The 16,698-nt window shown below is 63.9% G+C and carries 15 protein-coding genes; 7 read left to right on the forward strand and 8 right to left on the reverse strand.

The features are described 5' to 3' along the window. Positions 1-3 precede the first annotated feature (3 nt). From PTE31013_RS08855 to uvrB, 5 genes are all read right to left on the reverse strand, one after another. Positions 4-1,227: an IscS subfamily cysteine desulfurase gene (locus PTE31013_RS08855; protein ID WP_150612443.1), complete on the reverse strand. Its 1,224-nt coding sequence runs from the start codon at positions 1,225-1,227 to the stop codon at positions 4-6. A gap of 31 nt (positions 1,228-1,258) precedes the next feature. Next, positions 1,259-1,786 carry a Fe-S cluster assembly transcriptional regulator IscR gene (gene iscR, locus PTE31013_RS08860; protein WP_150612444.1) on the reverse strand — a complete coding sequence of 176 codons (528 nt, stop codon included), beginning with the start codon at positions 1,784-1,786 and terminating at the stop codon, positions 1,259-1,261. Between the two features lie 116 nt (positions 1,787-1,902). After that, entirely contained in the window at positions 1,903-4,011 is a 2,109-nt protein-coding gene (locus PTE31013_RS08865) for a site-specific recombinase (protein ID WP_150612445.1), read from the reverse strand. Positions 4,012-4,216: 205 nt separating this feature from the next. Then, positions 4,217-4,693, reverse strand: coding sequence for a low molecular weight protein-tyrosine-phosphatase (locus PTE31013_RS08870; protein WP_174978494.1), 477 nt, complete (start codon positions 4,691-4,693; stop codon positions 4,217-4,219). After that, positions 4,690-6,777 (reverse strand): excinuclease ABC subunit UvrB, encoded by a 2,088-nt coding sequence (gene uvrB, locus PTE31013_RS08875; protein WP_150612680.1) that lies wholly within the window; start codon positions 6,775-6,777, stop codon positions 4,690-4,692. Before uvrB ends, PTE31013_RS08870 begins: the two co-directional genes overlap by 4 nt. Before the next feature lie 320 nt (positions 6,778-7,097). On the opposite strand from uvrB, the gene PTE31013_RS08880 reads away from it, so the two are divergent. The 5 genes from PTE31013_RS08880 to PTE31013_RS08905 all read left to right on the forward strand — a co-directional run bounded on the left by PTE31013_RS08880 (position 7,098) and on the right by PTE31013_RS08905 (position 12,440). Next, the gene (locus tag PTE31013_RS08880; RefSeq protein ID WP_150612446.1) at positions 7,098-8,297 is read left to right on the forward strand and encodes an amino acid aminotransferase; all 1,200 of its coding nucleotides are present in this window, start codon (positions 7,098-7,100) and stop codon (positions 8,295-8,297) included. Positions 8,298-8,693: 396 nt separating this feature from the next. Continuing rightward, positions 8,694-9,467 carry an SDR family oxidoreductase gene (locus PTE31013_RS08885; RefSeq protein WP_150612447.1) on the forward strand — a complete coding sequence of 258 codons (774 nt, stop codon included), beginning with the start codon at positions 8,694-8,696 and terminating at the stop codon, positions 9,465-9,467. Between the two features lie 158 nt (positions 9,468-9,625). Next, positions 9,626-9,910, forward strand: coding sequence for a DUF924 family protein (locus PTE31013_RS08895; RefSeq protein WP_150612448.1), 285 nt, complete (start codon positions 9,626-9,628; stop codon positions 9,908-9,910). Positions 9,911-9,937: 27 nt separating this feature from the next. Beyond that, a complete protein-coding gene (locus tag PTE31013_RS08900) occupies positions 9,938-10,903 on the forward strand; it encodes a LysR family transcriptional regulator (protein ID WP_150612449.1) in 966 nt (321 codons plus the stop codon). 295 nt (positions 10,904-11,198) lie between these two features. After that, positions 11,199-12,440, forward strand: a complete 1,242-nt coding sequence (locus PTE31013_RS08905; RefSeq protein ID WP_150612450.1) for a polyhydroxyalkanoate depolymerase — start codon at positions 11,199-11,201, stop codon at positions 12,438-12,440. 111 nt (positions 12,441-12,551) lie between these two features. Here the strand turns inward: PTE31013_RS08905 and PTE31013_RS08910 are convergent, their stop codons facing one another. After that, complete coding sequence (locus tag PTE31013_RS08910) at positions 12,552-13,190, reverse strand: TetR/AcrR family transcriptional regulator (protein ID WP_150612451.1); 639 nt, start codon at positions 13,188-13,190, stop codon at positions 12,552-12,554. 104 nt (positions 13,191-13,294) lie between these two features. Between PTE31013_RS08910 and rsxB the strand changes: the two genes are divergently transcribed. Then, on the forward strand, positions 13,295-14,188 hold the full coding sequence (gene rsxB, locus PTE31013_RS08915) for an electron transport complex subunit RsxB (RefSeq protein WP_150612452.1): 894 nt from the start codon (positions 13,295-13,297) through the stop codon (positions 14,186-14,188). A gap of 55 nt (positions 14,189-14,243) precedes the next feature. Continuing rightward, a complete protein-coding gene (nth, locus tag PTE31013_RS08920) occupies positions 14,244-14,888 on the forward strand; it encodes an endonuclease III (protein ID WP_150612453.1) in 645 nt (214 codons plus the stop codon). Positions 14,889-15,011: 123 nt separating this feature from the next. On the opposite strand, the gene PTE31013_RS08925 is transcribed toward nth, so the two are convergent. Both PTE31013_RS08925 and PTE31013_RS08930 read right to left on the reverse strand, forming a co-directional pair. Beyond that, positions 15,012-15,605, reverse strand: coding sequence for a malonic semialdehyde reductase (locus PTE31013_RS08925; RefSeq protein ID WP_150612454.1), 594 nt, complete (start codon positions 15,603-15,605; stop codon positions 15,012-15,014). Between the two features lie 91 nt (positions 15,606-15,696). Then, a complete protein-coding gene (locus tag PTE31013_RS08930) occupies positions 15,697-16,593 on the reverse strand; it encodes a DMT family transporter (RefSeq protein WP_150612455.1) in 897 nt (298 codons plus the stop codon). Between the last annotated feature and the right edge of the window lie 105 nt (positions 16,594-16,698).

Here is a 16,698-nt window from a genome sequence, read left to right on the forward strand (position 1 = left end):
TGCTCAGTGTGCGGCCCACTGGATCGAATTCAGATCGACCCCGTCCTTGTACATTTCCCACAGCGGCGACAGATCGCGCAGCTTGCCGATCTTGGCCTTGAGCAGTTCGACCACGTAGTCGACTTCCTGCTCGGTCGTGAAACGCCCCACGGTGAAGCGAATCGAGCTGTGCGCCAGTTCGTCGTTGCGACCCAGCGCACGCAATACGTACGAAGGCTCGAGCGAGGCGGACGTGCACGCCGAACCCGACGACACCGCCACATCCTTGATCGCCATGATCAGCGACTCGCCTTCGACAAAATTGAAGCTGATGTTCAGGTTGTGCGGCACACGCTGTTCCATGTCGCCGTTCACATACACTTCTTCCATTTCCGTCAGACCGCGCAGCAGGCGGTCGCGCAGCATGCGCACGCGCTCGTTTTCCGTCGCCATCTCTTCGCGCGCCAGGCGAAACGCCTCGCCCATGCCCACGATCTGGTGCGTGGCGAGCGTGCCCGAACGCATGCCGCGCTCGTGACCGCCGCCGTGAATCTGTGCCTCGATGCGCACACGCGGCTTGCGACGCACGTACAGCGCGCCGATGCCCTTCGGGCCATACGTCTTGTGCGCCGAGAACGACATCAGGTCGACCTTCAGCCGGGCCAGGTCGATCGGCATCTTGCCGGTGGCCTGTGCGGCGTCCACGTGGAAGATGATGCCCTTCTCGCGGCAGATCTCACCGATCGTCTCGATGTCCTGGATCACACCGATCTCGTTGTTCACGGCCATGACCGACACGAGGATCGTGTCCGGACGCAGGGCGGCCTTGAAGACGTCCAGATCGAGCAGACCGTCGTCCTTGACGTCCAGATACGTGACTTCGAAGCCTTCGCGCTCCAGCTCACGCGTCGTGTCGAGTACCGCCTTGTGCTCGGTCTTCACCGTGACGATGTGCTTGCCCTTGCCCTGGTAAAAGTGTGCCGCGCCCTTGATGGCGAGGTTGTTCGACTCGGTCGCGCCCGACGTCCAGACGATTTCTCGCGGATCGGCGTTCACCAGCTTGGCAACTTCCTCGCGCGCCTCTTCCACGGCTTGCTCGGCGGCCCAGCCAAACGAGTGGCTGCGCGATGCCGGGTTGCCGAATTGCTCGCGCAGGTACGGCAACATCTTGTCCACGACGCGCGGGTCAATCGGCGTCGTGGCGCTGTAATCCATGTAGATGGGGAGGTTGAGGGTGTCGTTTTTCATGGGGTGCTCCAGGATCGTGCCGTGGCGCCAGTTAGGACCGGGCCATATCGAAGACCGAATTGGGAATGCGCGCGGCAATGGTCTGGTTGGACGTGCCGGACTCGCGCGTGTCGCGCAGCACGGCCTGCTGGGCCTGCTTGCTGCGCTGCTGCTCGACGAGGTCGCGCAGCGAAACCGAATCGAGATACTCGACCATTTTCTGGTTGAGCGTCGCCCACAACTCATGCGTCATGCAGTGGCCGCGATGGCCGTCTTCGCCTTTTTCGCAATTGCCCTTGCTGCCGCACTGCGTGGCGTCGAGCGGCTCGTCGACCGCGATGATGATGTCCGCGACCGTCACCTCTTCCGCGCGCCGCGCCAGGCTGTATCCGCCGCCCGGCCCGCGCACGCTTTCCACGATCTCGTGGCGGCGCAGCTTGCCGAACAACTGTTCCAGGTAAGAGAGGGAAATCCGCTGACGCTGACTAATGCCCGCAAGCGTCACGGGACCCGCGTCCTGGCGCATGGCCAGGTCGATCATCGCCGTAACGGCGAAACGGCCTTTCGTGGTAAGTCTCATGATGATGCTGGGGATTAATCTCGACTATTTTCGTCAAGTATAAATTCCCTACGAATTCAGTCAAGTACTTCTGGCCCATTTTTTGCGAAAGTTCCTTCGCTCGCTTGGGAATTTTGCTAATTTTCGGGACGCGCTTCCGCCTGCGGGGGGCGCAGGGGGAATAGCAGCACCAGAGGATTGCGCAGCACGGCGCGCCAGAGGGCGCGGTGGATTTGCCGGCGGTCGCCCAGTCGCAGGGGACGCGATCTGAGCGCCATGTGGAAGGCTAACGCAAAACTCACGCCGACGTTGAGCAGCGCCATCGACCCGACACCGGCCACGGCCAGCCAGAGCACCGGATCGCGCAGCACCGGCATGCCCAGCACGCCGATCGACGTTGCGATCGCGCCGGTCGACAGCGTCACGTGACGCACCTCGAACGGCAGCGCGAACGCCGTCAGCACCGCCGGCACGAGCCCCAGCATGAAGCCGAGCGTCAGATTCCCGAGCACCGGCGCGATGTGACGGCGGCACGCCTCCGCCAGCCGCGCCGCCCCGTTACGACCGAGGACGAAGCGCAGACGCCGGTTGTAGGCCAGGACATCCCCGATGCCGTGCAGCGCAAACCAGTTGTCGGCCCAGCCCGAAATCAGGCTGGAGAACCATAACAGCACCGCCGTCATGGCCGCAAACACGGGGGTGATGCCCAGAATCGAGAACGAATTGAGCGTCGCCTGCGCCTTTTCCGGCGGGATCGTGTTCATGCCGAGCGCCGCCGACACCGTCCACTGCACCAGCAGGCAGAATGGGAACACCACCGCCAGATTGCCGAAGATGGCGGCCGCTTGCGTACGCACGAGAGCGATGACCTCGCCCACGAAGGCATCCATGCCGGCGGGTGTGTCGACATCGTCGAGCTTGCGGGCAATGGCCGGCGCCGTCATGGCCGGCTGTTTGGTCGCGAGCGTGAAATGGCAGAAGTGCATGAACAGGAAGCAGAGCGCGTAGTTGGCCCCGGCCAGAAAGCCTTCGACGACGGTCGGCAGGTGCGCGCTCGCGATCAGGAACTTGGCGTAGACGGTCACGACCGTCACCAGCCCGCCGCCGCAAGCCATCTTCAGCATGGTGAAGTACTCGCTGCGGTTGCGGGCGATGTAATGCTCCCCCGTCTCGGCGCTGCGCTCGACGACCTTGCGCGCGAGCAACCCGAACGAAGTGCGCGCCAGTTCGCCCACGCTTTGGCTGGCCCGGTTCGCACGCACCAGGTCGGCGAGGAGCTGCACCTGCGCCGCGGCGCGATCGCCACGCTCGCCGCGCGTCAGCCACGCTTCGAGCAGCCGTTCGAGCCGACGGATCCGCGTCTTGGTGCGTTCGACCTGGAACACGATATCCACGCTCACGCCATTCTCGTCCAGGTGGGCGTAGACCTGGCGTGCCGCGCGCGAGCAGTCGTCGATCAGCGCGCGAAACACGTTGATCTGCTGTACGAAGTGCTGTGACGGTGGAGCGCCGCGCGCGAACGCCTGCCCGGCCGATTCAAGCGACTGCATGGCGCGCCCAAGCTGGTAAAACGGCGATTCGGTGGCGCGCGGATACGTCAGGCGCGAGCGCACCGCCTGCGACAGCCCGGTCGAGGCAATCTGATCGACGAGATGATGCATGGCGACGAGCAGATCTTCGCCGAACGGATTCCAGTCGGCGTCGCCCGCCTCGTCTTCGCCCTCATGCAGCAGGGCGATGAGATCGGCCAGCAGGTCCGGCGGCATCGCGGCGATCCAGTCGGCAGCGTCGCCATCGGGGAACATCAACGTGCACAACGCCGAGAGATCGCGTCGCGTCGGCGGTGGCGGGATCAGCGCCGTCTCGATGCGCTCGACCAACGCGCCCCAGAATCCCGGACGCACCGGCATGCCGGTATCGCACAACAGCGAAATGGCATCACTCTCGGCGACGACGCTACGCAGCGTGCGCGCCACCGGGAGTCGCCATGCGGGGTTGCGCTCGAGCATCTGCAGCAGATAGCGCAGCCGCGTGTGCGGACGGTAGCGTGCCGCTTCGCCCGCCCCGCGCGCCACGTTGACGAGCGCGCCGCGCTTTTGCACCCAGTGCGCCAATTCGATCAGCCATTGGTTTCGGACGGCCAGCGGCGCCGCCGGATCGGCATGCGCGAGCAGTTCGTCGAGCTGATGGCCGGCATGACGCGAGGCGCGCCACTTACGCCAGTACGAAATGAGCGAGTTGAACATCGATGGCAGACGGGGAAAGAGAGAGGAGAAAAGTCCAGGACTACAGGACATACCGCGCAAACCAGTCTTGCGGCCGAATCGGCGAGAGTGACTCGGTTGTGGGGCGAATGATAGCGCCAACGGCGCCTCCCGCGGCACGAGGCGACACCGTGCGGCGCGGTGCGATCGAGCGTATCGCGTCCGCCATGGCCTGCGCCCTCGAGGGTCAGGCGTGCTTTTCCAGATGCGCGAGCAGGCCGTCGAGCCCGTCTTCAATATAGTCGAGCACGGTCTCGAAGCCTTGCGCGCCGCCGTAATACGGGTCGGGCACTTCGGTGGCGTCATGCCGCGTCGCGAAGTCCATCAGACGCACAATCTTGTGGCGATACTCAGCCGGGCAGCGCGTCATGAGTTCGGCAGCGTTGGCATCATCCATCGCCACGATCCATTCGAAGCGCTCGAAGTCGCCGGCTTCGACGCGGCGCGCGCGCAGTGCGCTCAGATCGTAGCCACGCCGCTCGGCGGCGGCCTGCGTGCGCTCGTCGGGCGCGTGACCGAGGTGATAACTGTGCGTCCCCGCCGAATCGACGACGACCGCGTCAGTGAGCCTGGCCGCGGCCAGCCGGTGACGAAAGATGCCGTCGGCGCTGGGGGAGCGGCAAATGTTGCCCATGCAGACGAATAAAACAGACGTGCTTCTCATACCTTTGGCCCCAACTCCGCTTCGCTCGCTCCATCGGTCCCGAACACCAGCGCCTTGACGTGCAGCAACTGGTCGCGCACCTTCGCGGCCTTTTCGAACTCCAGGTTGCGGGCATGCTCCTGCATCTGCTTCTCGAGCTTCTTGATCTCGCGCGCCAGTTGTTTTTCCGACATGTCCTGGTAATGCGCCTGCTCCTTGGCCTCGGCCAGTTCCGCCTTGGCATCCTGCGGATCGTAGACACCGTCGATGATGTCCTTGATACGCTTCTTCACCCCCTGCGGCACGATACCGTGCGCCTCGTTGTGCGCCGCCTGCTTGACACGGCGGCGCTCCGTTTCGCTGATGGCCCGCTTCATCGAATCGGTCATCTTGTCGCCGTAGAGGATGGCCATCCCGTTGACGTTGCGCGCCGCGCGCCCGATGGTCTGGATCAACGACCGCTCGGCACGCAGGAAACCTTCCTTGTCCGCATCGAGGATCGCCACGAGCGACACCTCCGGAATATCCAGCCCCTCGCGCAGCAAGTTGATCCCCACCAGCACGTCGAACGCGCCCAGACGCAGATCGCGAATGATCTCCACGCGCTCGACGGTATCGATGTCGCTGTGCAGATAACGGACCTTCACGCCGTTATCCGATAGATACTCGGTCAACTGCTCGGCCATGCGCTTCGTGAGCGTGGTCACGAGCACGCGCTCTTGCACGGCCACGCGCTTGTTGATTTCGGTGAGGACGTCATCGACCTGCGTTTGCGCCGGACGCACGATGATGATCGGGTCGATCAACCCGGTCGGACGCACCACCTGCTCCACCACCTGCCCGGTGCGCTTCGCCTCGTAATCGGCCGGGGTCGCCGACACGAAGATCGCCTGGCGCATCTTGCGTTCATACTCCGCAAACTTGAGCGGACGGTTGTCGAGCGCCGACGGCAGGCGGAAGCCGTAGTTGACGAGGTTCTCCTTGCGCGCCCGGTCGCCGTTGTACATGCCGTTGAACTGCCCGATGAGCACGTGCGATTCGTCGAGGAACATCAACGCATCGGGCGGCAGGTAGTCGACGAGGGTCGGCGGCGGCTCGCCCGGCGCCGCGCCGGACAAATGCCGCGAATAGTTCTCGATGCCCTTGCAGAAACCCAGCTCCTGCAACATCTCAAGATCGAAACGCGTGCGCTGCTCAAGGCGCTGCGCCTCGACCAGCTTGCCTTCCTTATAGAAGAAGTCGAGACGCTCGCGCAGTTCGTCCTTGATCGTCTCGATGGCGCGCAGCACCGTATCGCGCGGCGTCACGTAGTGAGACGACGGGTAGACCGTGAAGCGCGGCACCTTCTGCCGCACCCGCCCCGTGAGCGGATCGAAGAGTTGCAGCGTGTCGACTTCGTCGTCGAACAGGTCCACGCGCAACGCCAGTTCGGCATGTTCCGCGGGGAAGATGTCGATGGTGTCGCCACGCACGCGGAACGTGCCGCGACCGAAGTCGGTTTCGTTGCGGGTGTACTGCATCGCGATCAGGCGCGCGATGATCTCGCGCTGGCCCAGCTTGTCGCCCTGCCGAACCGTCAGAATCATCCGATGGTATTCGCTCGGATTGCCAATACCGTAGATCGCCGAGACGGTCGCCACGATCACCACGTCCCGCCGCTCCAGCAAACTCTTCGTCGCCGACAGACGCATCTGCTCGATGTGCTCGTTGACGGACGAATCCTTCTCGATGAAGAGATCACGCTGTGGAACGTACGCTTCCGGCTGGTAATAATCGTAGTACGAGACGAAGTACTCGACCGCGTTACGTGGGAAGAACTCGCGGAATTCCGAGTAAAGCTGGGCGGCGAGCGTCTTGTTGGGCGCGAAGACGATGGCCGGGCGGCCAAGGCGTGCCATGACATTCGCCATCGTGAACGTCTTGCCGGAGCCGGTCACGCCGAGCAATGTCTGGAAGGCAAGCCCGTCCTCCACCCCCTCGGTCAACTGGGCGATGGCCGTCGGCTGATCGCCGGCCGGCGGAAACGGGCAGTAGAGCTGATAGGGCGAGTCCGGAAACGTCAGGAACTTGCTTTCGTCGAAATCGTTGTCAGCCGCAGGAGTCATGGCGAGCGCGCACGCATGGGGGACGTAATCGAGCATTCTAGCGCGTCGGAGGATTCCCTGAGTCCCATGGGTGACAGCGGAAGAGATAAGCGCGACGGTCGCGGCCGATGCGCCGGCCATCCGGCCCACGCCGCGGCAATGTCGTCAATTTCTGGCAATCCGTGGCAGTTTTCGTGCCGAAATGGCACGATTTCGCGTGGCGCGCGCCGGTGTTTCCCACAAGCGTGGGTAATCTTCGCTAAAATGGCACGTTGAGCGGATCGCGCGTCAACTGCCACCGACCCGCCGCGTTTTTCTACCACCTGCCTCGAGCCGTCGAAATGACCCTGTTCTCCGCTGTCGAACTCGCCCCGCGCGACCCTATCCTTGGCCTGAACGAAGCCTACAACGCCGATCACCGCACCGAGAAGGTGAACCTGGGTGTGGGCGTGTATTTCAACGCGGAAGGCAAACTGCCCCTGCTCAAGGCCGTGAAGGCAGCCGAAGAACAACGCGTCGCCGCCGGACTGCCGCGCGGCTATCTGCCAATCGAAGGCATTGCCGCCTATGACAAGGCCGTGCAGGAAATGCTGTTCGGCAAGGAATCGCCCGTGCTGGCCGAAGGCCGCGTGGTCACCGCGCAAGCCCTGGGCGGCACCGGTGCCCTCAAGATCGGCGCCGACTTCCTGAAGCAACTGAACCCGAACGCCACCGTCGCCATCAGCGACCCGAGCTGGGAAAACCATCGTGCGCTGTTCATGCAGGCTGGCTTCAACGTGGTCTCGTACCCGTACTACGACGCCGAAACGCATGGCGTGAACCTTTCGGGCATGCTCGACATGCTCGGCAAGGAACCCGAAGGCACGATCGTCGTGCTGCACGCGTGCTGCCACAACCCGACCGGCGTCGACCTGTCAATGGACCAGTGGGCACAAGTCGTCGAGGTCGTAAAGGCCCGCAAGCTGGTGCCGTTCCTCGACATCGCGTATCAGGGTTTCGGTGACGGCATCGACGCCGACGCCGCCGTGGTGCGTCTGTTCGCCGCCGCCGGCCTGGACTTCTTCGTGTCCAGCTCATTCTCGAAGTCGTTCTCGCTGTACGGTGAGCGCGTGGGCGCCCTGTCGATCGTGACCGGCAACAAGGACGAGTCGGCCCGCGTGCTCTCGCAGCTCAAGCGCGTGATCCGCACCAACTACTCAAACCCGCCGACGCACGGTGGCTCGGTCGTCGCCGCCGTGCTGGGCAGCGCCGAACTGCGCGCCCTGTGGGAAGAGGAACTGGCTGAAATGCGTGAGCGCATCCGCGCAATGCGTCTCGCACTGGTCGAGAAGCTGCGTGCGCATGGCGTGGAGCGCGATTTCTCGTTCGTGATCAAGCAACGCGGCATGTTCTCGTACTCGGGCCTCACGGCCGACCAAGTCGAACGCCTGCGTGAAGAGTTCGGCATCTACGCCGTGAGCACGGGCCGCATTTGCGTGGCTGCGCTCAACGACAAGAACATCGATCGCGTCGCCTCGGCCATCGCTCAAGTGATGCGCTAAGCGCATCAAGCGCCATCGATGACAAGCCCGCCATCCGGCGGGCTTTTTTGTTTCACGATGACGCCGGTACCGCATGTCGCTCGACTACGCCGAGGCCAGATACCGCAGGTTTATCAATTACGCAGGTTTATCAATCACTCAGGCGCGTCCGTCCTATATCGGTGCTTTCCGAAACGTGCCCCGGCTTCCCCTCGTGTGGTCCAGCGACGAGGCCCTCAATCGAGTGAACCTGACCATTCGAGCGTCATTCATGCCGTCATGAATTGCATGCGCCGTCTCTCCGGATAGTCATGATTGGGCTGTTTTTCTGGATTATCCATCCAGTCACTGCCAGTTTATCGCCAGGACGAAGCGCCTTAAGCTCGATTCTCCCCCGATTCATGAAGGAGAATTCCCATGGCAGACCATTCCATTCGAGGCAAGGTCGTTCTCATCGCCGGCGGCGCCAAGAACCTCGGCGGCCTGATTGCCCGGGATCTGGCCGCCCAAGGCGCCAAAGCCATTGCGATCCACTACAACAGCGCTGGCTCCAGGGCCGATGCCGATGCGACCGTGGCCGCCATCCAGGCCAGCGGTGCGCAGGCGGTCGCCCTTCAGGGTGACCTGACGACAGCCGGTGCCGTCGAGACGCTGTTCGCCGACGCCATCGCCGCGCTCGGCAAGCCGGACATCGCCATCAACACGGTGGGCAAGGTGCTCAAGAAGCCGATGACTGAGATCAGCGAAGCCGAGTACGACGAGATGACGGCCGTCAACGCCAAGACCGCTTTCTTCTTTCTCAAGGAAGCCGGCAAGCATCTCAACGACAACGGCAAGATCTGCACCCTGGTGACATCGCTGCTGGGTGCCTTCACCCCGTTCTATGCCGCCTATGCCGGCACCAAGGCGCCCGTGGAGCACTACACGCGCGCGGCATCCAAGGAATTCGGTGCACGCGGCATTTCGGTGACGGCGGTCGGGCCCGGTCCGATGGATACGCCTTTCTTCTATCCGGCCGAAGGTGCCGATGCAGTGGCGTACCACAAGACAGCCGCTGCGCTCTCGCCGTTCAGCAAGACCGGCCTGACCGATATCGAGGATGTGGTGCCCTTCATTCGCCATCTGGTCAGCGACGGCTGGTGGATCACAGGGCAAACGATTCTGATCAACGGCGGCTACACGACCAAGTGAGACCCTCATTCGGACCGTGATCTTTATCGCAGTGGGGCTAGGGTTCGCAACGCTGCCGGTTCGGCTGACACCAGCCGCGCACCGCACCATCGCTGCGGGCCTGTTCCCGGTCGCCTGGCTGGCGGTGTCGGCGTGGAACCTGCGTACCGGCATGCCGCATGGCTATCGCCTCGCCGAGGAACTGCCGATCCCTGGACTGGCAGGTGGAACCGCGATTGCGGCTATTCTTCTACCTGCCATTCGCGCACTCGAAGGACCTGGGCGACCAATGCCGCTCCGTGGATTTGCATCGGACATTGGGGCACCCCTGGGTCGATCATGCGCTGGGGCACAAGGCCATCATTGAGCGCTTCGGCCGATTCCCTCACCGCAATCCGCTGCAGGGGCGAAGGACGACCGAGGCCGAACAAGCCTTCCTGGACCAAGGAGGGTTTGCAGGCTGACTTCTCGATCCTCGACAGACTAAAGACATGGACCGATTCGACCAGTACCGCGTATTCGCCAAGGTCGCCGAGATGGGTAGCTTCATCAAGGCAGCCCACGCGTTGAACGTGCCGCGCGCCTCGGTGTCTGCGGCCATCCAGCAGTTGGAGACGCAATTGGGCGTCCGCTTGCTGAACCGGACAACGCGCCAGGTACGCCTGACGCCCGATGGAGAGCAGTTGCTGGATCGCGTGCGTCCCCTGCTGGCCGAAGTGGAAGATATCGACCAGTTGTTCCAGGCCAACCAGCGCCAAGTCTCCGGCCGGCTCATCATCGATGCGCCCAGTCGTATCGCTCGCCGCGTGATCGCGCCTGCGCTGCCCGGCCTGCTGCGTCGCCACCCGAGGCTTCAACTGATTCTGGGTTCGTCTGACCGCGCCATCGATCTGGTGCAGGAAGGCGTGGACTGCGCGGTACGCATCGGCGCACTGCATGACAGTAGCCTCGTGGTGCGGCCGCTGGGCCACATCGCCTTGATCAATTGTGCGAGTCCGGCCTATTTGCACGAGCATGGGGAACCCATGCAGCCCGGGGACCTGCCTGATGGGCACTGGGCCGTGGGGTATGCGTCTCCCAAAACTGGCCGGGAGTTGCCTTGGGAGTCCCCGTCGGGCGACGGCAGCACGCAATGGCTCGAGGTGCCGAGCCGGGTGATCGCGAACAATGCCGAAAGCTACATCGCCTGCTGCCTGGCAGGGCTGGGGCTGATTCAGATCCCGCGCTTCGACGTCCAGCACCTGTTGGACTCAGGGCAGTTGGTGGAGGTCATGCCAGCCTGTCGCGCCGCCGCCATGCCGGTGTCCTTGCTCTACCCGCACCGCCGCCAGCGTTCGCGACGACTGGCTGTCTTCCATGAGTGGTTCGCGGCGTTGATGCAGTCGCATCTGGAGATACCGAGCGATCTCGTGCGCGCGCAACGCCAGGTGATCGGGCATGCCGCCAACACGAACTGATCGCTTATGTGGCGCCCGGCCCATCCAGCGGCTCTGCAAAGCGGCGCCGCAAAGACCCTCCCATCGTCCCGCATAAGGTTTCAGGTCAACCGTGATACGCACGAACGGCTTGACGCCGGGGTTGCGTTGCCTCCGAATTTGTTGCGGCGCAGCAACGATAATCGATAACAATCGTCAAAATAGGCAACAGCTATCGCCATGATGCGGAAATGCCATATATCAGGGTTATGCTGCGTTGCACCGCCACGATAAACGGTTGCATAATTCCCCCATCCTCCGCGTCAGGGCACACAACATGCTGTATCAGATTCATGAGTACAATCGTGCGTGGTTGAATCCCCTTACCACCTGGGCCAAGGCCGCAGCGACCACGTTCGTCAACCCGGGCAGCCTGCTGGCCATGATGCCGGGCGCCCCACGTATTGCCGCGGGATACGAGTTGCTCTACCGGCTCGGCAAGGACTACGAAAAGCCAGAGTTCAACATCAAGGCGGTCAACGTCGACGGCCATAACATTCCGGTCGTGGAAATGACCGCGATGGAAAAGCCGTTCTGTCGCCTGCTGCGCTTCAAGCGTTACGCCGACGACGCCAGCGCCGTCGGGCAACTCAAGGACGACCCGGTCGTGCTCGTGGTCGCCCCGCTCTCCGGCCACCACGCCACGCTGCTGCGCGACACGGTCACCACGCTGCTCAAGGATCACAAGGTCTACATCACCGACTGGGTCGATGCCCGCATGGTGCCGCTCGAGGACGGCACGTTTCATCTGGACGACTACGTTGCGTACATCCAGGAGTTCATTCGCCACATCGGCGCGGAAAACCTGCATGTCATTTCGGTGTGCCAGCCAACCGTGCCGGTGCTCGGCGCGATCTCGCTGATGGCATCGAACGGTGAAACGACGCCCAAGACCATGACGATGATGGGCGGCCCGATCGACGCGCGTAAATGCCCGACGTCGGTCAACTCGCTTGCGACAAACAAGTCGTACGAGTGGTTCGAGAACCACGTCATCCATCCGGTGCCCGCCAACTATCCTGGCTCGGGCCGGTTGGTCTACCCGGGCTTCCTGCAGCATGCCGGGTTCGTGGCGATGAATCCCGACCGTCATCTGAAGTCGCACTGGGATTTCTATCTGGATCTGATGCGTGGCGACAATGACGATGCCGACTCGCATCGTCGTTTCTACGATGAGTACAACGCGGTGCTCGACATGGCCGCCGAATACTACCTCGACACGATCAAGACCGTTTTCCAGGACTTCAGCCTCGCGCGCGGTACGTGGGATGTGGCCGGCCAGCGGGTTCGCCCACAAGACATCAAGACCACGGCGCTCTTCACCATCGAAGGCGAGCTTGACGACATCTCCGGCAGCGGTCAGACGCAAGCCGCGCATGAGCTGTGCGTCGGCATCCCCGCCAAGCAACGCGCGCATTTCACCGCCCCGGCGTGCGGCCATTACGGTATTTTCTCCGGCAGCCGCTGGCGCAACGTGATCTATCCGCAGATTCGCGACTTCATCGCCAAGCACGCCTGAACCAGCCGCCGGTGACCCGAACGGCCAATGCAAAACCGCCGCGGGGCGTCAGCCCTCGCGGCGGTTTTGTTTTGACGGGCGGTGTGCGTGGCACCGTACGCACTCAACCGATCATCGCGTACGCAACGAATCCAGCAGCATTTGCGTGTTGAAAGACGAATACGACGTGCGCGCGTCGCTCGCCATGAAGTCGCGTCCCATCACGATCGACAGCGTATGGCGGTTCGACATCACGTAATACCCCATGGCCGAGATCGTCACGTACAGGTCGACCGGATCGACCCCCGGCCGGATTTCCCCACTGACCTCGCCCCGCTTGAGCGTCTGCGCGAGCAGTTCGACAATCGGCGAGACCTGCTGGCGAATCTCGGTCGACTGACGCATCGACTTCGCGTCGTGCAGATTCTCGTTGTTGATCAATCGAATCAGCTCCGGATGGTCGGCGTAATAGTCCCATACGAAGTGCGCCAGTGCGGCCACGGCGTCGAGCGGCGCCAGCACCTCGAGCCTGAGTGCGTGTTCGGCACGGTTGAACTCGCCATAGACCTCTTCGAGCACCGCCAGGTAGAGCTGGTCCTTGTTGCCGAAGTAGTAATACAACATGCGTTCATTGATATCGGCTCGGCGTGCGATGCTGTCCACGCGCGCACCGCTTGAACCCCGTTCCGCAAACTCCTCGATCGCCGCGGCAAGAATGCGCTGGCGAGTGCGTTCGGGGTCGCGTTTGATCTTGGTTTGAGGTGTTGTCATGATCGGCCGATCGTTCTCATCGGGCGGAATTATGGCACATCGGTTTCAGTGTTTCCGGAAAATGCAGGATAATTCGACTTTCCGCCGAATCCCCCTCAAACGACGTGTCCGAAGTTAGCGCGCTCGCCCAGCGCATCGATGCCCTTTTGCCCCAGACGCAGTGCACCAAGTGCGGTTACGCCGGGTGCCGCCCCTATGCCGACGCCATCGCCAGCGGGCAAGCCAGCTACAACCAGTGCCCGCCGGGCGGCGCCGAGGGCGTCGCGCGTCTGGCCAAGCTGCTGGATCGCCCCATCATTGCGCTGAATCCGGACAATGGTGCAGAGCGACCCCGCCCTCGCGCCATCATCGACGAGTCGCTATGCATCGGCTGCACGCTCTGCGTGCAGGCATGCCCTGTCGACGCCATTGTCGGCGCCGCCAAGCTGATGCATACCGTGATCGAAGACCGCTGCACCGGCTGCGATCTCTGCGTACCGCCCTGCCCCGTCGACTGTATCGACATGGTGCCGGTCACCGGCGAGCGCACCGGCTGGGACGCCTGGTCCCAGACGCAAGCCGATGACGCGCGCTCGCATTTCGAGGCACACCAGGCCCGTCTCGCGAAGGACCGGGCGGCGCGCGAAGCGCGTCTGGCCGCGCGGGCCGCACGCGTAGCGCCCGGCGGCCCTACCGCAAGCGCCATCGAGAGCGACGCGCCGCCAGCGGCGCAGACGGCGCCAGCGGTGTCGGCGTCTTCCCCGGTGGCCGATGAAGCCGCCGCGGCGGCGGCCCGCAAGCAGGCCATCATTCAGGCGGCCCTGGCACGCGCGAGGGAGAAGAAGGCCGCACTGGCGGCCGAAGGGCTCGGGCCGAAGAACACGGAGCATGTCTCCGCCGCCGTGCAGGCGCAGATCGATGAAGCGCAAGCCCGGCGCAAGCGCCTGGGCCTTACGGCGGACGACGACGCGCCCTCACGTGCCGACAACGCCCCGCCTGAAGACCAGACAGGCGGCTGAACACGCCGTCGCCAAATCACAAGACAGACACGCCACAACCCACGCGCCACCTGCCATGAATGACGCCAAACGCCGCGCTCTGTTCGAGACCCTGCAACAGTTGAATCCGCATCCGACGACGGAGCTGGAGTACACGTCGCCATTCGAGTTGTTGATCGCGGTGCTGCTCTCGGCCCAGGCGACCGACGTCTCCGTGAACAAGGCCACCCGCAAGCTTTATGCGGTGGCCAACACCCCGGCGAAGATGCTCGCGCTGGGCGAGGCCGGTGTCGCCGACTACATCAAGACCATCGGGTTGTACCGCACCAAGGCCAAGAACGTCATCGCGACCTGCCGGTTGCTGCTCGATGCACATGGCGGCGAAGTACCCCGCTCGCGCGAAGCGCTCGAAACGCTGCCGGGCGTCGGTCGCAAGACGGCCAACGTGGTGCTCAACACCGCGTTTGGCGAGGACACGATTGCCGTCGATACGCACATCTTCCGCGTGGCGAATCGTACGGGTCTCGCGCCCGGCAAGGACCCGCTGGCCGTGGAACTGGCGCTGGAGCGCGTCATCCCACGCGAGTTCAAGCACGACGCCCATCACTGGCTCATCCTGCACGGCCGCTATGTCTGCAAGGCGCGCAAGCCCGAGTGCTGGCATTGCGCCATCGAACCGCTGTGCGACTTCCGTCCCAAGACGCCCGCACCGAAGGCCTGACTGGCGCCCTCGGCAACGACGTCCTCCCCCCATGCCCCGAACGACAACGGGCGGCCCCGATTCCGGAACCGCCCGTTTATTTCGTGCGCGCCGAGACGCGTCTCTGCGCGCGGCAAATCCCGCTCAGATGATGCGGGCTGCCTCGTCGAACGACAGGCGCGGATTGCGCGGGAACAACTTGCCGTGATCGCCGTAGCCCAGATTGCAGATGAAGTTCACACGCCACTCGGTGCCAGCGAAGAAGGTGTCGTTGACCTTCTGGGCGTCGAAGCCGGCCATCGGCCCGCAGTCGAGGCCCAGCGCGCGGGCGGCGAGGATGAAGTAGCCGCCTTGCAGCGAGCTGTTCATGTGCGCGGCAGCCGCGGCCTTGGCCGGGTCGCTCGAGAACATCGGCACCATCTTGTCGGCACCGTTCGGGAACAGCTTGGGCAGGTGTTCGTAGAACTTCAGGTCGTACGCGATGATGGCGGTCACGGGGGCGGACCGGGTCTTGTCGACATTGCCCGGCGCCATGCATTCGAGCAGTTGGTTCTTCGCTTCCGGGCTCTTCACGAAGACCACGCGCGCGGGCGTGGTATTGGCCGACGTCGGGCCCCATTTGACGAGGTCGTACAGCTCACGCAGCGTTGCATCGCTGACCGGCGTGTCGAGCCACACGTTGTGCGTGCGGGCATCGGTGAAGAGTTGGGCGATGGCTTCTTTGGCGATGATGCTCATGACGATGGACCTCAGGAGGTGAATGGCAAACGATCGGCGATTGTACCGTTGCCGCACGACACGCGCTGGCGCGGAATAAATGCCCGCGAGATCAGGGAGTTGCGGCGGCGCCGCGCGCCGACAACCAGACCACGCCCGCCAGAATCAGCACGCCGCCGCCCAGTTGCGCCGCCGTGAGCGTTTCGCCCAGCAGCATCGCCGCGAGGCATACGGTGACCACCGGTTCGAGCGTCGAGAGCATGGACGCGCGCCCCGCCCCCAGGCGCTGCAAACCGGCGAAGAAGGTCAGAATGGCGACGACTGTCGAACAGACCGCAATGGCGGCGAGCGCCGCCCAGCCTCCGGCAGCTTCGGGCCATTGCAGCGACCGCCCTTGCATGGCGCGCACCGCCGCCATCCCCCCGAAGGAGACCGTGGCGGCCAGACAGACGAGCGTGGCGGTCGCGCGGGCATCGACCCCTCGCGTCAGCCGTGCGCCGATCACGATATAGCCTGAATAGATCAACGCCGCCGCCACGGCCAGCGCCATGCCCAGTGGCTGCCCCTGCCCGCCCCCGACGGTGAGCGCCGTGCCCAGCGAGCAGAGCACGAGCGCGCCGAGCGTCACGGGCGTGAGGCGTTCATGCAGAAAGATCGCCGCGAGGATCGTCACAAAGACCGGGTAGAGATAGAGCAGCAGCGCGACGAGCGACGCCTGCGCGTATTGCAGCGCCCCGAAATAGCAAAGTGACTGGCCGACGTAACCGATGCCGCCCATCAGCGCAATGCCGAGCGCCTGACGGCGCGACGGGAAGCGCACCCGCTGCAACCGGCACCAGGCCAGCAATAGGATCGCGGCGACGAAAAAGCGAAACAACAGCATCGCGAAGATGTCGGCACCGGATGCCGCGGCCGCCCGAGCGAAGATGGCCATGGCGCCAAACGCGGACGCCGACACGGCAATCAGCGCGACGCCGGCCCAGGCCGAAGGACGGGGGGCGGGCGGCATGACGGCGACGTCGCCGCAGGGGGCGTGGGCGTGAGGGCTTTGCGACATGAGTAGGCGAATTGAGCGACAATACGGCGTGATTTTCAGGCATTACCGACGCGTTTC

The organism is Pandoraea terrigena, from assembly GCF_902459705.1.
Taxonomy (GTDB): domain Bacteria; phylum Pseudomonadota; class Gammaproteobacteria; order Burkholderiales; family Burkholderiaceae; genus Pandoraea; species Pandoraea terrigena.

Excerpts from the sequence above, each read along its gene's own strand:
- PTE31013_RS08855 (WP_150612443.1), bottom strand. The coding sequence starts at position 1,227 with ATGAAAAACGACACCCTCAACCTCCCCATCTACATGGATTACAGCGCC.
- iscR (WP_150612444.1), bottom strand. The coding sequence starts at position 1,786 with ATGAGACTTACCACGAAAGGCCGTTTCGCCGTTACGGCGATGATCGAC.
- PTE31013_RS08865 (WP_150612445.1), bottom strand. The coding sequence starts at position 4,011 with ATGTTCAACTCGCTCATTTCGTACTGGCGTAAGTGGCGCGCCTCGCGT.
- PTE31013_RS08870 (WP_174978494.1), bottom strand. The coding sequence starts at position 4,693 with ATGAGAAGCACGTCTGTTTTATTCGTCTGCATGGGCAACATTTGCCGC.
- uvrB (WP_150612680.1), bottom strand. The coding sequence starts at position 6,777 with ATGACTCCTGCGGCTGACAACGATTTCGACGAAAGCAAGTTCCTGACG.
- PTE31013_RS08880 (WP_150612446.1), top strand. The coding sequence starts at position 7,098 with ATGACCCTGTTCTCCGCTGTCGAACTCGCCCCGCGCGACCCTATCCTT.
- PTE31013_RS08885 (WP_150612447.1), top strand. The coding sequence starts at position 8,694 with ATGGCAGACCATTCCATTCGAGGCAAGGTCGTTCTCATCGCCGGCGGC.
- PTE31013_RS08895 (WP_150612448.1), top strand. The coding sequence starts at position 9,626 with ATGGCTATCGCCTCGCCGAGGAACTGCCGATCCCTGGACTGGCAGGTG.
- PTE31013_RS08900 (WP_150612449.1), top strand. The coding sequence starts at position 9,938 with ATGGACCGATTCGACCAGTACCGCGTATTCGCCAAGGTCGCCGAGATG.
- PTE31013_RS08905 (WP_150612450.1), top strand. The coding sequence starts at position 11,199 with ATGCTGTATCAGATTCATGAGTACAATCGTGCGTGGTTGAATCCCCTT.
- PTE31013_RS08910 (WP_150612451.1), bottom strand. The coding sequence starts at position 13,190 with ATGACAACACCTCAAACCAAGATCAAACGCGACCCCGAACGCACTCGC.
- nth (WP_150612453.1), top strand. The coding sequence starts at position 14,244 with ATGAATGACGCCAAACGCCGCGCTCTGTTCGAGACCCTGCAACAGTTG.
- PTE31013_RS08925 (WP_150612454.1), bottom strand. The coding sequence starts at position 15,605 with ATGAGCATCATCGCCAAAGAAGCCATCGCCCAACTCTTCACCGATGCC.
- PTE31013_RS08930 (WP_150612455.1), bottom strand. The coding sequence starts at position 16,593 with ATGCCGCCCGCCCCCCGTCCTTCGGCCTGGGCCGGCGTCGCGCTGATT.